At 65.5% G+C, this 13,888-nt stretch carries 14 protein-coding genes; 9 read left to right on the top strand and 5 right to left on the bottom strand.

Annotated elements, in window-relative coordinates:
• The first annotated feature begins 158 nt into the window (after positions 1 to 158).
• The gene (locus tag KFB96_RS19355; protein ID WP_213460571.1) at positions 159 to 1,094 is read left to right on the top strand and encodes an energy transducer TonB; all 936 of its coding nucleotides are present in this window, start codon (positions 159 to 161) and stop codon (positions 1,092 to 1,094) included.
• Between the two features lie 54 nt (positions 1,095 to 1,148).
• Here the strand turns inward: KFB96_RS19355 and KFB96_RS19350 are convergent, their stop codons facing one another.
• A complete protein-coding gene (locus tag KFB96_RS19350; protein WP_213460570.1) occupies positions 1,149 to 1,523 on the bottom strand; it encodes a hypothetical protein in 375 nt (124 codons plus the stop codon).
• Between the two features lie 205 nt (positions 1,524 to 1,728).
• On the opposite strand from KFB96_RS19350, the gene KFB96_RS19345 reads away from it, so the two are divergent.
• The 5 genes from KFB96_RS19345 to KFB96_RS19325 all read left to right on the top strand — a co-directional run bounded on the left by KFB96_RS19345 (position 1,729) and on the right by KFB96_RS19325 (position 5,925).
• Complete coding sequence (locus KFB96_RS19345) at positions 1,729 to 2,292, top strand: YqgE/AlgH family protein (protein WP_213460569.1); 564 nt, start codon at positions 1,729 to 1,731, stop codon at positions 2,290 to 2,292.
• A 48-nt stretch (positions 2,293 to 2,340) separates the two neighbouring features.
• Positions 2,341 to 2,760 carry a Holliday junction resolvase RuvX gene (gene ruvX, locus KFB96_RS19340; protein ID WP_213460568.1) on the top strand — a complete coding sequence of 140 codons (420 nt, stop codon included), beginning with the start codon at positions 2,341 to 2,343 and terminating at the stop codon, positions 2,758 to 2,760.
• Positions 2,761 to 3,030: 270 nt separating this feature from the next.
• Positions 3,031 to 3,630 carry a bifunctional pyr operon transcriptional regulator/uracil phosphoribosyltransferase PyrR gene (gene pyrR, locus KFB96_RS19335; RefSeq protein ID WP_213460567.1) on the top strand — a complete coding sequence of 200 codons (600 nt, stop codon included), beginning with the start codon at positions 3,031 to 3,033 and terminating at the stop codon, positions 3,628 to 3,630.
• Positions 3,627 to 4,634, top strand: a complete 1,008-nt coding sequence (locus KFB96_RS19330) for an aspartate carbamoyltransferase catalytic subunit (protein WP_213460566.1) — start codon at positions 3,627 to 3,629, stop codon at positions 4,632 to 4,634. The genes pyrR and KFB96_RS19330 overlap by 4 nt, the downstream gene beginning before the upstream one ends.
• Positions 4,627 to 5,925, top strand: coding sequence for a dihydroorotase (locus KFB96_RS19325; RefSeq protein ID WP_213460564.1), 1,299 nt, complete (start codon positions 4,627 to 4,629; stop codon positions 5,923 to 5,925). Before KFB96_RS19330 ends, KFB96_RS19325 begins: the two co-directional genes overlap by 8 nt.
• A gap of 99 nt (positions 5,926 to 6,024) precedes the next feature.
• Here the strand turns inward: KFB96_RS19325 and KFB96_RS19320 are convergent, their stop codons facing one another.
• A complete protein-coding gene (locus KFB96_RS19320) occupies positions 6,025 to 6,552 on the bottom strand; it encodes a hypothetical protein (RefSeq protein WP_300970520.1) in 528 nt (175 codons plus the stop codon).
• A gap of 517 nt (positions 6,553 to 7,069) precedes the next feature.
• Here KFB96_RS19320 and KFB96_RS19315 point away from each other — a divergent pair.
• The 3 genes from KFB96_RS19315 to waaA all read left to right on the top strand — a co-directional run bounded on the left by KFB96_RS19315 (position 7,070) and on the right by waaA (position 11,559).
• Positions 7,070 to 7,936: an IS110 family transposase gene (locus tag KFB96_RS19315; RefSeq protein ID WP_213501499.1), complete on the top strand. Its 867-nt coding sequence runs from the start codon at positions 7,070 to 7,072 to the stop codon at positions 7,934 to 7,936.
• 842 nt (positions 7,937 to 8,778) lie between these two features.
• Positions 8,779 to 10,233 carry a bifunctional D-glycero-beta-D-manno-heptose-7-phosphate kinase/D-glycero-beta-D-manno-heptose 1-phosphate adenylyltransferase HldE gene (gene hldE / locus KFB96_RS19310; protein ID WP_213460559.1) on the top strand — a complete coding sequence of 485 codons (1,455 nt, stop codon included), beginning with the start codon at positions 8,779 to 8,781 and terminating at the stop codon, positions 10,231 to 10,233.
• Positions 10,234 to 10,284: 51 nt separating this feature from the next.
• Positions 10,285 to 11,559, top strand: a complete 1,275-nt coding sequence (gene waaA, locus KFB96_RS19305) for a lipid IV(A) 3-deoxy-D-manno-octulosonic acid transferase (protein WP_213460558.1) — start codon at positions 10,285 to 10,287, stop codon at positions 11,557 to 11,559.
• Positions 11,560 to 11,709: 150 nt separating this feature from the next.
• On the opposite strand, the gene KFB96_RS19300 is transcribed toward waaA, so the two are convergent.
• The 3 genes from KFB96_RS19300 to KFB96_RS19290 form a co-directional block, all read right to left on the bottom strand.
• Positions 11,710 to 12,297: an isochorismatase family protein gene (locus KFB96_RS19300; RefSeq protein WP_213460557.1), complete on the bottom strand. Its 588-nt coding sequence runs from the start codon at positions 12,295 to 12,297 to the stop codon at positions 11,710 to 11,712.
• Positions 12,298 to 12,441: 144 nt separating this feature from the next.
• On the bottom strand, positions 12,442 to 12,765 hold the full coding sequence (locus KFB96_RS19295) for a rhodanese-like domain-containing protein (RefSeq protein ID WP_213460556.1): 324 nt from the start codon (positions 12,763 to 12,765) through the stop codon (positions 12,442 to 12,444).
• A gap of 404 nt (positions 12,766 to 13,169) precedes the next feature.
• The gene (locus KFB96_RS19290; RefSeq protein ID WP_213460555.1) at positions 13,170 to 13,835 is read right to left on the bottom strand and encodes a protein-L-isoaspartate O-methyltransferase; all 666 of its coding nucleotides are present in this window, start codon (positions 13,833 to 13,835) and stop codon (positions 13,170 to 13,172) included.
• Positions 13,836 to 13,888: the final 53 nt, after the last annotated feature.

The following is a 13,888-nucleotide window of genomic DNA, read 5'->3' as shown; positions in this document are numbered from 1 at the left end:
CGATGCTTTCCCGGAAATCACCTAAGTCGCCTCTACAGCCCCGACATTTCAGGGCCGGATGGGTAGGGCCGCGGGAGGCACAACCAACCGTCGGCGCGAGTCGTGCTTCCTGGCGTCAACACAACGGGGATGGGATTTCCGGAGATCGATCCACATTCATGCCCAGTAGTTCGCCAGAACCGCAGATTCCAAGCGCGCTCGTCGCGACGCCCGGTCACGACTCCTCGGGCTTGACCCTCACGATAGCCCTGTTGGCTGCAACACTGCTGCATGTCGGTGCGATCACCCTCGTCTCCTTCGAGCCACCCCGGCGCGAGGCGAGCGGCGTCGCGGAATCGGCGCTGGAGATCTTGATCCTGCGCGACGCCGGTCGGGGTGCGTCAGCCCCGGCACCGGACGCGGCCCCGTCGCAGATCGATCGGTCGGGTGTGTCGTCCAGCGGAAATGCGGTCTACGACGACCCGATCGGTGTCGAGACGGTTATTCCGGACCCGACAGAGACCACTGAGCCGCCTGCGCTGGACCTCGAGACGCTCGCACGCGTGGAGCCTCCGCCCGAACCCGCGCCCGAGGTCCAGCCCGAGCCACTCCCTCCGCCCGACCCGATGGCCGCGCGGGAGATCCCCGCCCGGGACACGCCGGTCGACGCGGCTGCGATCCTCGCCAGCCGCGGCGAGGAGATCGATCGCCTCACGGCCAACCTCCAGGCCAAGACCGCCGCCTACGCGAGCCGGGTGCGGCGTAAGTCGGTGAGTGCGAGCACGCGGGAGTTTCGGTATGCAAGCTATCTGGGCGCCTGGGCGCGCAAGGTGGAGCGCATCGGCAACCTCAATTACCCGCAAGCGGCCCGGGATCAACGCATGTTCGGCAGCCTGATCCTGCATGTCGCCGTGCGCTCGGACGGCAGCGTGGAACAGATCCGGGTCGTACGCTCGTCGGGTTACGACCTACTCGACGAGGCGGCCGTAAGGATCGTGGAGCTTGCAGCGCCCTACTCCCCCTTCCCGCCCGACATCGCCGCGGAGACGGACGTGCTCGATATCGTGCGGACCTGGCAGTTTTTGCGCGGCGGGGGGTTGGGGTGGGAGCAATAAACGGGACAGTCAGGAGTGGAGACGGGTCGTGCGATAAACCGCCATCCATCAAGGTCAGAGCAGCTTGCCTGCGGCGATGATCAGCGCGGCGATGGTCGTGATGAAGCCGATCAGCCACAGAAAATGGCGGTCGTTGCGTTTGATCAGCTCGTCGAATCGACGGTCGACCTGCTCGAAACGCTTGTCGATCTGCTCGAAACGTCTCTCGACTTGCTCAAAGCGCTTGTCGACCTGCTCAAAGCGTTTCTCGACCTGCTCGAAACCCTGGCGCATCAGCTCGCGCTGATGCTTGAGCTCTTCCTCGACCCTCACCATGCGCTCGCGCAGCTCGATCTCATACACCGCGGGCGGCTTGCCGAGCGAGACCTCGACGAGCCACTCGCCGAGGTGTTCCTTGATGAACGCGATATCTTCTCTGGCCAGTGCCATGATCCGAACCTCCTCGGGGGCTTGGCTCCCCATCGACGTACCGTTAGATGCGCGCAAGCTCGCCGGAGAACGCCGACGTCTGTTGCGGACCGCGGCCCTCGAGCCCGTAAACACGGTTTGTTGCGCAACCCTACCCCGGACATCCGGTTGCCGCAAGACCATCCTCGGGCTTGCTTGAGATCTCCCCGACCGGGATACTAACGCCATGTCCTTCAGCACCTCGCTCACCAACCACTTCCTGATCGCGATGCCGGGTCTTCAGGATCCGAATTTCTCGCGAACGGTGACCTATGTCTGCGAGCACACGGATCAGGGCGCCATGGGTATCGTGATCAACCGCCCGCTCGATGTCAGGCTCGGCGAGCTGCTGGACCAGCTCGAGATCGTCGCGTTGCGCCCGAGCGCGGAGCAGATCCCGGTCTATCAGGGTGGACCTGTCCAGACCGACCGGGGTTTCGTGCTGCACACCTCCGGGCCGACCTACGACTCGACCCTGAGCATCACATCGGATATCAGCGTCACCACCTCGCGCGACGTCCTCGAGGCCATCGCCTCGGGCGAAGGTCCCGAGCAGACCCTGGTCGCCTTGGGTTATGCCGGCTGGGGCAGCGGTCAGTTGGAGCAGGAGATGAGTGCCAATGCCTGGCTGAGCGGTCCGGCCAGTCAAGAGATCATCTTTCGGATGGACCCGAGTGCCCGCTGGCTCGCCGCGGCGCAACTGCTGGGGGTCGATCTGAACCTGCTTAGCGGCGAAGCCGGGCACGCGTAGAGCGCGTCCGCACGGACATCCATCGGATCGAGCGCGTTCGAGCACCGCATGACCACCCTACTGGGCTTCGACTTCGGTCCGCGCAAGATCGGTATCGCGGTCGGCCAGACCATCACTGGCTCGGCCACGCCCCTCGTGACGCTTCGCAGCCGCAACGACAAGCCGGACTGGGACGGTATCGCCGCCTTGGTGCGCGAGTGGCAACCCGAGGCATTCGTCGTGGGGCTGCCCTTCACGATGGACGACAAGGAGGTCGAGTGGTCCGCTCAGGTCCATCGGTTCGGGCGCCAGCTCGAAGGTCGCTTCCGCCTCGCGGTGCATCTCATCGACGAGCGCCTGACCTCGATCGAGGCGCGACGGCAGCTCGCGGAGACGCCGCGCGGACGCGCGGCCGACCGGGATGCGGTCGATGCGGTTGCCGCCGCCCTGATCCTGGAAACCTGGCTGTGCGAGCACGGCGCTGCGTAGAGTGGAAACACGTAGGATGGGTAGAGCGAAGCGAAACCCATCCAGACACGTAGGATGGGTAGAGCGAAGCGAAACCCATCCAGCCCGCGCCAAAGGCATCGGACCGAAACCCGGCAACGCGGCGGTTTGGAGGATGGGTTTCGCTGACGCTCTACCCATCCTACGCCTTGAACAAGGTGTTCACCTGTTTCTGAAACGTCACGATGCCTCATCGGCCACTCACCACTTGAGCATCCCGACCATCAAGCTTCCCACCCCGAGCATTCGTCTGTGATTAATTCCGAGATCTGGAAGGACAGCGCCGAGATCGACGGCATCATCGGTCGCATGGCCGACGAGCTGCGCTCTCTCGTCGCCGAGCGCGCCATCGAAGCCCCGCTGATGATCGGCATCCATACCGGCGGGGTCTGGGTTGCGGATCGGCTGCATGAGGTGCTTGAGCTGGCCGAGCCGCTCGGTCATCTGGACATCTCCTTCTATCGCGACGATTTCACCCGCATCGGGATGCATCCGCAGGTGCGTCCTTCGTATCTGCCGACCGGGATCGACGACCGCCATCTGATCTTGGTGGACGATGTCCTGCAGAGCGGTCGCACCATCCGCGCCGCCCTGAATGTCCTGTTCGACTACGGCCGGCCGGCCTCGGTCATCCTGGTCACCCTCTCCGAGCGCGACGGGCGCGAGCTGCCGATCGAGCCGAACGTCGTCGGCCTGCATGCCAAGCTCGAGCCGGGCGAGCAGATCAAGCTCAGCGGACCGCACCCGCTCGTGTTGCTGCGCGGGCAGAGCACGAAGACATCGGCGGTCAAGGCCGGCAAGGCATCGTTCGCGGCCCCTGCGAGGTGCGTCAAGGTCGAGGCGCGTCGATGAAGACAGGCCACCCGCAGCTCGACGGCCAGGGCAACCTCAAGCACTTTTTGACGATCGAAGGGCTGAGCCGAGCGCTTTTGGTCGAGATCCTGGACCGCTCCGAAGGCTTCCTCGGGGTGACACTGCAGGCGGTCAAGAAGGTTCCGCTGTGCCGCGGCAAGGTCGTCGCGAACCTCTTCTTCGAGACCAGCACCCGCACCCGCACGACCTTCGAGCTGGCCGCCAAACGGCTCTCCGCGGACGTGCTCAACCTCAACATCTCCACCTCGGCGACCGCCAAGGGCGAGACCTTGCTCGACACCTTGCGCAACCTCGAGGCGATGCAGGTCGACATGTTCGTGGTGCGCCACCCCTCGAGCGGTGCGGCCCATTTCATCGCCGCCCATGCGGCACCGCACGTGAGCGTCATCAATGCCGGGGACGGGCGCTATTCGCATCCGACTCAGGGCATGTTGGACATGCTCACCATCCGTCGCCACAAGGGTGATTTCGCGAACCTCCGGGTGGCCATCGTCGGCGATATCCTGCACTCGCGTGTGGCACGCTCCCAGATCGCGGCCCTCAATATCTTGGGTGCGGCCGAGGTACGGGTCATCGGCCCGCGCACCCTGATTCCGGCATTCGCCGAAGAGGCGCTCGGCGTGCGGGTCTTTCACGATCTGCGCGAGGGGATCCGCGATGTCGACGTCATCATCATGCTGCGCCTGCAACGCGAACGCATGACCAACGCGCTCCTGCCGAGCGAGCACGAGTACTTCCAGCTCTACGGTCTCACCGCAGAGCGCCTCGGCGTGGCCCATCCCGAGGCCATCGTGATGCATCCCGGGCCCATCAATCGCGGGGTCGAGATCGAGTCACAGGTCGCCGACGGGCCCCGCTCGGTGATCCTCGAGCAGGTCACCAACGGGATCGCGATCCGCATGGCGGTCATGTCCATGTGTATCGGCACCCAGAACATCGCCATGCAGGCGGACGGCAAGACGGATGGTGAGACCAATGGCTGAGGTCGACCGAATCAGCATTCGCGGCGGGCGCCTGATCGACCCGGCCAACCGGCTCGACCGAGAGGTCGACATTCATCTTGCCGACGGGCGCGTGCTCGCGATCGGCGAGGCGCCCCCCGGATTCGAACCGGAGCGCGTTCTCGATGCGCGGGGACTCATCGTCTGCCCCGGTTTCGTGGACCTCAGCGCCCGGCTGCGCGAGCCCGGTCTCGAGCAGAAGGCGACGATCGCGAGCGAGACTCGGGCGGCGGCGGCATCCGGGATCACGACGCTCTGTTGCCCGCCCGACACCTCGCCCGTCATCGATACCCCGGCCGTCGCGCAGCTGATTCAGCAGATCGCACAGCGACATGGCTTTGCGCGTGTCGTGCCGGCCGGCGCCATGACCCGAGACCTCGACGGCAAACAGATCACCGAGATGGCCGCGCTCAAGCTCGCCGGCTGCCCGGTGCTGAGCCAAGCCGATCGGTCGATTCGCAACGCCCAGGTGCAGCGACGTGCGATGGAGTACGCCGCCACCTTCGGATTGACGCTCTTCCTGCATCCGCAAGACCCGGATCTGACCAGCGGCGGCTGTGCACACGAAGGCCGCGTGAGCGCCCGGCTGGGGCTTCCCGGCATCCCGGAGGCCGCCGAGACGGTCGCCGTCGCCCGCGATCTCGCATTAGCTGGTCAGACCGGCGCACGCATCCATTTTCGCGGTCTCTCGACCGCACGGGCGACCGTAATGCTGGCCGCAGCGCGCGGCCGCGGCGTTCAGGCGAGCGGCGACGTCGCCATCCACCAACTCTTCCTCACCGAAGACGACCTGGACGGCTTCGACGCCAATTGTCATCTGGTGCCGCCCCTGCGCACCCGGGCGGACCGCGATGCCCTGCGCCATGCGCTCGCGGCCGGCGAGATCGGCGCCATCTGCTCGGACCACCAGCCGCACGATGCCGATGCCAAACTGCTCCCCTTCCCCGAGACCGCGCCCGGCATCTCGGGGCTCGAGACCCTCCTGCCGCTCGCGCTGCGCTTGGTCACCGAAGGCGTGCTCGACCTGCCGGGCGTCGTCGCCCGACTTACCGTCGGTCCCGCCGAGATCCTGGGGCTCGACCTCGGGCATCTCTCGCCCGGGGCGACGGCGGATGTCTGCATCTTCGATCCGAATGACGGCTGGATACCGACGCCGGAGACACTCCTGAGCCACGGCGAGAACAGCCCCTTTCTCCACACGCAGATGCACGGGCGCGTCATGGCCACGTTCCTGGATGGACGCATCGTCTTCGAGCGGGCGAGCGATCGCTGATCGAGACGATCGAGGCAGAGCCAGTGCCGGGGCGCCCTCAAGCGCCGGCCCGGAGTGCCTCCGGGTTCAAGACGTGCATGGTCTCGTCGCCCATGCCCATCACCAACACGCCGCGGCGCGTCGCACGACGCACGACACTCGCATCCGGATAGAGGCTCGCCAGGACTCCGACGGCGCGACGATCGGCGTACTCGGGGAAGACACGGGGATCTCGGCGAGCCGCTCGAGAATCCCCTCGACATGCGCATCCGTGAGGCGTGACTTGGTCTCGTTGACCAAGACCACTTCGGGGCAGACCAGCAGCGCATCGTACTCGCGGGTCTCGCCGCCGAAGCGGCGCACGACGCGGACCCCGAACAGATCCGCCACGGGACAGGAGAAGAGCTCCGCCGCCACCCGCGGAAGATTGGGCGCCACGATGTCCTCGACCAACGTGCCGAGGCGATTGGCGAGATCGCCCCATTGCTTGTTCATACGCTGACGCTCTCGTCTGTTTTCGTCCTTGAACGCGAGCATCTCCTCGGACAGACGGGCAAGCGACATCTCGGTACGCATTGCCTGGTAGCTCAGCTCCTTCATGTACTCCCGCAGCGTGTCGACCTCTTGCTTGAGTGCAGCTTGTCCCATAACGATGACCCTCCAACGGAATCCTGTTGTCCTCGTGAAAGCATAAGGCGATTTCCGGGAATGATCACCCCGGCCGTGCGTGTTGCCAATGCTGACCGGGCGACTAAAGTCGCCCCTTGTATGTTCTGTTCTGAAGGGATTGACAAGGAAAGCGATAAACGGACTTTATGAAGAGTGCCCGGGAAGCCGTTCGCCCCTGAAGCCTGGATGTCGTGTTCCGCTGTTCAGAGCTTGCATGTAGATGGGCTCCCCGCCCTCTTCGCCCATACCGAAGAGTATCCGAGGCCGTGGACATGTCCGGGAGCCTGCATACACAAGGTCGGTAGGCGAGGGTACAGGGTCGGGGAACCGGGAATCATAATATCGCGTTGCATCCTGAAGAGACAGACGATGAATACAGCCGGAATCGATGTGGCCCACAAGACCCTGGCGCTGGCCGTCAGCACCGAGGAGAAGCTCGGCAAGGTCCGCGAGTTTGCCAACACACCAAGCGGTCATGCCGCGCTGATTAAGCGCCTTGCAAGGTGCGCGGGTGGAGCGGGTGTGCCTGGAGGCGACCGGCAGCTATCACCTGGACCTGGCGCTGGCCATCGATGCGGCCGGGTTGGCGCTCATGGTGCTCAACCCCAAGGCCGCCAAGCGCTTTGCCGAGGCCTTGCAGACGCGCAACAAGAGCGATGCGGTCGATGCCGGCGTGCTGGCGCAGTTCGCCCGGCGCATGCCGTTCGAGCCGTGGCGGCGCCCGGCGACCGAGGCGCTGGAGCTGCGCGCCTGTTCACGGCGCCTGGAGGCGTTGGTGGTCGATCGCACGCGGGCGAAGAACCAACTCCACGCCCTGTTGCAAAGCACCACCACGCCGGCCGTCGTGCTGGAGGACGTGCGCCTGAGCATCCACCAGTACACCGCCCGGATTGATGCCCTGCGTGACTGGGCCGATGCGCGCATCAGCGCCGACGAGGAGCTTGCGCAGGTCTACCGGCTGCTCACCGGCATCCCCGGCATCGCCGCCGCCAGCGCCATCCAGCTCATGGGTGAGCTGCTGGTGCTGCCCGAGGACATGCGTGCCAAGCAATGGGTCGCCCTGGCCGGACTGGATCCGCGCCAGAGCACCTCGGGCACCAGCGTGAACAAACCCCCGCGCCTGAGTAAGGCCGGCAACGCCCACCTGCGCAAGGCGCTGTTCATGCCCGCGCTGAGCGCCGCGCGCCATGAACCGCACGTCAACAGCTACTACACGCATCTCATCGAAGCGCGCGGCCTGAAGAAGATTCAGGCCATCTGCGCGGTCATGCGCAAATTGCTGCATGCCATCTATGCCATGCTCAAGCACCGCCAAGCGTTCGACGGCAGCCGCTTCTGCTTGCTTCGCGAGGCCGCGGCATGAGCACCTCGGCGATGTCCGCCACGGCACCCTCCTCGGTTGGCCCGACAGCACGCGCGTGGCCGTCCAAGAGCCGCCGACAAGACGAGCGCGTTCAACCACCACGGCGCAGGGCATTCATTGATCAAAAACCAGCAGCAGTCGCGTCGCAGACGCTCGCAGCCAGCAGCGGCTTCAGTGCGGCGCAGTGTGGGCAACGGGTGAATGAGTGTGGTCAAGGTGGGGGCAACCCGCCGGGAGCGGGTTGTCCCCGGCTTGTCCACACGCCCGCTTGCGGCATTCACGCGTTGTCCACACGGAGTCCGCCCGCGCCCCACCCGCAGCCAAGCCCCATCCATCATCGAAGGTGGGTCCGATGGGGTTGGCAGCTGCTCAACGACCATCCCGCCGAAACAACGATGAGGATAGAAAAAAATGATGGATAGGAGGCAAATCGGACTTGCGTCAGAACAGAGTATCTACATGTTGGTCGATGCTTTCCCGGAAATCACCTAAACCCAAAAGGAGGAGTGAGGAGTGAGGAGTGAGTGGTTTGAGTCTCGAGGGGAAGACCCCCGGACCCGGACCTCGCCGCTTACTCGCTCTTCGCTTCTCGCATCGAAAACTCCGTGCCTTCCGGCTAAACCGCGTCCAGAGCGAGATGCTCACTTTCGAGTGAGCTCGAAGTTTGGTGAATCCACGACCCTTAGCGGGGGACGCGGTTTAAAATTTTATAGTTTTTTATGCTTTAAACCGCGCCGGCTCCAGCGGCTCTGAAATCCGCCGGGGCCGATCCCATCCAAAAACATCGCATACCGCACTGGGCGCGGTTTAGACTCGTCGCGTCCTCTCGCTTGGAGCCCATCTTGCCCCCGACTTCGACTCATCCTTTCCCGGATTTTTCCCGCGCCCGTATCCTGGTGGCGGGCGACCTGATGCTCGACCGCTATTGGAGCGGCGCGACCCGTCGGATCTCGCCCGAGGCCCCGGTGCCGGTGGTGCACGTCGCGCGGGTGGAAGACCGCCCGGGCGGTGCGGCGAACGTGGCGCTGAACCTGGCCGCGCTGGGCTGCCATGTCACCCTGACGGGCGTGACGGGCAACGACGAAGCGGCCGATGTGCTGGCCGCACGACTCGATGTACAGGGCATCCGCACCCGAGTGCACAGACGCGCGGATGTGCCGACCATCACCAAGCTGCGGGTCTTGAGCCAGCATCAACAGCTGATCCGGCTGGACTTCGAGGCATCCTTGACGCCGCTCGGCGACGACCCGCTGCCGACGCTGGTCTCCGAGGCGCTCGATGCCTGCGACCTCCTGGTGCTTTCGGACTACGCCAAAGGGACGCTGGCCGACCCGCAGCGTCTCATCGCACTGGCGCTGGAGGGCGGCAAACCCGTGCTCGTGGACCCCAAAGGACTGGATTTCACACGCTACCGCGGCGCCACACTCCTGACCCCGAACCGGGCCGAGCTGGAAGCGATCGTCGGTGTCTGCGCCGACGATGTCGCGCTGATCGAGCGGGGCCAGCGGCTGCGTGCCGAGCTCGACCTGGACGCCATGCTGATCACGCTGGGCGAGCGCGGCATGCTGCTGCTGCGCCCGGACAGCGAAGCCCTGCACCTGCCCACACGGGCCCGCGAGGTCTTCGACGTGACCGGTGCCGGCGACACCGTGATTGCGACCTTGGCCGCCGCACTGGGCGCGGGCGTCGCACTCGACGAGGCCTGCGCGCTGGCCAACTGCGCGGCGGGGCTCGCGGTCGGCAAACTGGGCACCGCGACGGTCGCCGCGCGGGAGTTGGAGCGTGCCCATCGGGGCAGCGAATGGCATACGGTGCTGGACCAGACTGCATTGGTCGACGCGGTCGAGGCCGCCCGCGCTGCCGGCGAGCGGATCGTGATGACCAACGGCTGCTTCGACATCCTGCACGAGGGCCATGTCGCCTATCTGCAGCAGGCCAAGCGGCTTGGCGATCGCTTGATCGTCGCGGTCAACGACGATGCCTCGGTGAGCCGACTGAAGGGCCCGGAACGACCGATCAACGGCATCGAGCAACGCATGGCCGTGCTCGCCGGTCTCGCCTCGGTCGACTGGGTCTGCGCCTTCTCCGAGGACACGCCCGAGGCACTCATCTGCCGGGTCAAACCGGACCTGCTGGTCAAGGGCGGGGACTACCGGCCGGAGGAGATCGCCGGGGCGGACTGCGTGCATGCCAACGGCGGTGAGGTGCGCGTCCTGGATCTGGTGCCCGGGCGCTCCACCACGCGCATCCTGAGCACACTCCAAGGCACGATCCGGGCTGCCGCGCCGCAGACCTGAGCCCGTGCAGACGCTCCGACCCGTACCGCACACCGAGACGAACCCTCGCCGATGACCCGACGCCTCTATACGTTCCTGCTGCGCCTGCTGCTGCCGCTCGCGCTCCTACGTCTCTATTGGCGCAGCCTCAAGTCCCCTGCCTATCGGCGGCGGGTGCGCGAGCGGCTCGCGCTCGGCCCCGCAGGGCCGGCAACGCAGATCTGGATCCATGCCGTCTCGGTCGGCGAGGTCCAGGCCGCGGAGCCCCTGATTCGGCGCCTGATCGCACACGACCCGCCGCTGTCCGTCCTGGTGACGACCACGACACCCACGGGCGCCGAGCGCCTGCACGAGCGCCTCGGCGACAGCGTGGCGCACCGCTACACCCCCTACGATCTGCCGGGAATCCTCGACCGCTTTCTGAGCCGAACCACCCCGGCGCTGCTGATCGTCATGGAGACCGAGATCTGGCCCAACACACTGGCGGCCTGCGCTGAACGCGGCATCCCGGTGATCCTGGCGAACGCCCGGCTCTCGGAACGCTCCGCTCGGGGCTATCGACGGCTCGCGCGCCTCACCCGGGAGACGCTGCAGGGCTTCGATCTGATCGCCGCCCAAGCGGAGCCGGATGCCCGGCGCTTCATCGCACTGGGGGCCGATCCCGAGCGGGTCCAGGTCACGGGCAGCATCAAGTTCGACCTGCGCCAACCGGCGAGCCTACTCGATCAAGCCGAGGCAATGCGACGCGCGTGGGGAGGGCAGCGTCCGGTGTGGGTCGCGGCCAGCACCCATGAGGGGGAGGACGGAGCGATCCTCGCGGCTCACCAACGCATTCGTGCAGTGTTGCCCGAGGCCCTGCTGGTGCTGGTTCCGCGCCATCCGGAACGCTTCGATCGCGTCGCCGAGCTGGTGGCACGGCAGGGTTTGACGCTCGCCCGTCGCAGCCGCCTAGAGCCATGCACACCGAGCACGGCGGTCTTTCTCGGCGACACCATGGGGGAGCTTCCGGTCTTTCTCGCCGCCGCCGACACGGCCTTTATGGGCGGCAGCCTGGTGCCGACCGGCGGTCACAACCTCTTGGAGGCGGCAGCGGCGGGCGTACCCGTCGCGATCGGCCCGCACCACTTCAACTTTGCGGCCATCACGCAGCTGCTGTGCGCCGAAGAAGGCGCGGTGGAGATCGCCGACACCGAAGCGCTGGCGCGACTCATGATCTCCTGGCTGAGCGATGCCACCGAGCGTGCGCGGATCGGCGAGAACGGCCGTCGCGTCGTCGAGGCCAATCGGGGCGCGCTCGATCGGCTCATGACCCTGATCGAGACCCGCTTGCCGAAGACGCGAGGCTAAACCGCGTCCAGAGCGACATGCGTCGTTTTCATGTTGCGTTTGGCTTCGGAGATGTCCTCGATCCCGGTGAGACGCGGTTTAATGTGGATCAACCGAGGGCGAGCGACCTTCGGGCCGATGGAATGGCCCGTGATCGGCCGCCCCGGCGCATCAATCCTCAGCCTTGAACACCGACCAGACCTCGCGGAACTGGGCGTCGGTCGAGTCGCCGATCCATTCGAAACCGACCGACTCGGTGCAGACGACTTGGGTCCCGGCATGGCGCATGCGATCCAGCACGTTCTGTTTGAACACGGACTTGCGCGAGATGATGGCATCGGCCGGAACAAACACCTGATACCCCCAGCGCTGAAGCCCGGAGACGGTCTGAACGATACAGATGTGCGCCTCCATGCCCACGACGATCAACTGGCGCCGGTCCGGATGCGCCGAGATGTTGCGCTCGAACCCGGGCGCGGTGCAGCAGGAGAACGCGGTCTTCTCGGTCGGGTCCGCGCCCTCGGGCATGTTGTCGCGGATCGTCGCCATGACCGGACCGAGCCCTTTTGAGTTGTGCTGGGTCGCGATGATCGGGATCCCGAGGATCTTGGCGGCCGATACCAGCCGATTGATATTCCCGACGACCAAGTCCAGCTCGTCGGCAGGCATTGCATGCGCCAGACGCTCTTGGGCATCGATGATGAGGAGCTGGGAAAAGGCCCTCTGACAGAGCGGCATCTGCGCTTGATGGATACTCATGGCGTGTCCTCGCGATATTGTTATTGGATCGCCCGTGGCCGAAAACGCCCGTGGCGCCGGGGAGTGTGCGTCAGTTTCCCGACGGGAATCAAGGAAAAAGCGGCATCCTATCCGCGCTGCACGAGGGCAGAGACACGCCTCGGATCAATAGACCGGCATCGCGGGATCCAGATCACGCGCCCAGGCCGCAACGCCGCCGTCGAGATTGACCATGCCCGTAAAGCCCTGCTGCTCGAGGAACCGCGCGACCTGATAACTGCGAATGCCGTGGTGGCAGATCACGACGATCTCGCGATTCGGATCCAACCGCGCCAAGGCCCCCGGGATCTGCCCCATCGGGAGCGATAAGGATCCCTCGATCCGACAGATCTGAAACTCCCACGGCTCGCGGACATCGAGCAAGAGCGGCGGCTCGCCGTTATCCGCCGCCAACCACTGCGCAACCTCTTTCGGCCCCATTCGACGCATCACCAACCCCCGCATTCAACCACGCCCGACGGGCATGCGTTTCCGAGGCTCGACCCGCCAAACCTCGGAAGGCGGCACCGGCACCCAGCCACCGGAACACGCGCCAACACGGATTCGATCGCCTCTTTAGGGAACGATTCAAAACCAACCGAAACACGTAGGATGGGTAGAGCGAAGCGAAACCCATCCAGCCCGCGCCAAGCACATCAGACCGAAACCCGGCAACGCGGCAGTTTGGAGGATGGGTTTCGCTGTCGCTCTACCCATCCTACCGGTTCATCACGGTGTTCACCGTGTTTCCGAATCGTCACCAACAATCTCCTGAACCGCGTCCACTGCAACGCCCGTTGATTCAAACGACACCGAGTCCGCACTCAAGCTCCGCATGAAACCCCTGACGCGGTTCAGAACTCGAAGGCATCCGCCACGACGGCATTTTGCAAGGCAAGCGTCGAGGTCTCGAACAGCCCTGCTCGGGGAAAATCGCGCTCGCCGATACGGGTGATCAGGACCGCCTCCATCGCAGGCTCCACCCCGAGGATGCAGAACAGACGCCCGCCCTTGGCCAATTGCCCCTTAAGCAGCGGCAAAGCAGCCTCGGTAGGCATCGATCCAGTGACGGCAATCACGTCGAACGGCCCACCCTCGACGGGCTCGCTCAGTGCATCGCCCGTGCGGATCTCGATCGACTCGATCCCCAACCCGGCCAACCGCGCACGCGCCTCGTCCGCCAGGCCGGCATCGATCTCGACCCCGATCACCCGCCCGCCCAAACGCTCGAGACAGGCACTCACATAACCGGTCCCCGCACCGATCTCCAGCACCCGCTCGCCTGGCTTCACGTCCAGGGCCTGCAGCATGCGCCCGACAACCTTGGGCGCCAACATGCAGGAGTCCTCGCCGATCGGGATCTCGATATCGGCATAGGCGAGGCCCTGGTAGGCGTCGGGCACGAAGGCCTCGCGCCGAATCTGGGCCATCGCCTCGAGGACCCGGTCGTCCAGGACGTTCCACGGGCGAACCTGCTGTTGAATCATATTGAAACGCGCGCGCTCGGCAGCGATGTCCATCGGAATCGAGTCCTCGTTTTCTTCTTCTGGGCGGCCTGGAAGCCTACTGAGTT

This window comes from Thiocapsa sp. (genome assembly GCF_018399035.1).
Classification (GTDB): Bacteria; Pseudomonadota; Gammaproteobacteria; order Chromatiales; family Chromatiaceae; genus Thiocapsa.
This window is presented reverse-complemented; position numbering and strand designations above follow the sequence as displayed.

Bases quoted from the DNA above. Each gene is read 5' to 3' on its own strand.
- KFB96_RS19355 (WP_213460571.1), top strand. From the start codon at position 159: ATGCCCAGTAGTTCGCCAGAACCGCAGATTCCAAGCGCGCTCGTCGCG.
- KFB96_RS19350 (WP_213460570.1), bottom strand. From the start codon at position 1,523: ATGGCACTGGCCAGAGAAGATATCGCGTTCATCAAGGAACACCTCGGC.
- KFB96_RS19345 (WP_213460569.1), top strand. From the start codon at position 1,729: ATGTCCTTCAGCACCTCGCTCACCAACCACTTCCTGATCGCGATGCCG.
- ruvX (WP_213460568.1), top strand. From the start codon at position 2,341: ATGACCACCCTACTGGGCTTCGACTTCGGTCCGCGCAAGATCGGTATC.
- KFB96_RS19330 (WP_213460566.1), top strand. From the start codon at position 3,627: ATGAAGACAGGCCACCCGCAGCTCGACGGCCAGGGCAACCTCAAGCAC.
- KFB96_RS19325 (WP_213460564.1), top strand. From the start codon at position 4,627: ATGGCTGAGGTCGACCGAATCAGCATTCGCGGCGGGCGCCTGATCGAC.
- KFB96_RS19320 (WP_300970520.1), bottom strand. From the start codon at position 6,552: ATGGGACAAGCTGCACTCAAGCAAGAGGTCGACACGCTGCGGGAGTAC.
- waaA (WP_213460558.1), top strand. From the start codon at position 10,285: ATGACCCGACGCCTCTATACGTTCCTGCTGCGCCTGCTGCTGCCGCTC.
- KFB96_RS19300 (WP_213460557.1), bottom strand. From the start codon at position 12,297: ATGAGTATCCATCAAGCGCAGATGCCGCTCTGTCAGAGGGCCTTTTCC.
- KFB96_RS19295 (WP_213460556.1), bottom strand. From the start codon at position 12,765: ATGCGTCGAATGGGGCCGAAAGAGGTTGCGCAGTGGTTGGCGGCGGAT.
- KFB96_RS19290 (WP_213460555.1), bottom strand. From the start codon at position 13,835: ATGGACATCGCTGCCGAGCGCGCGCGTTTCAATATGATTCAACAGCAG.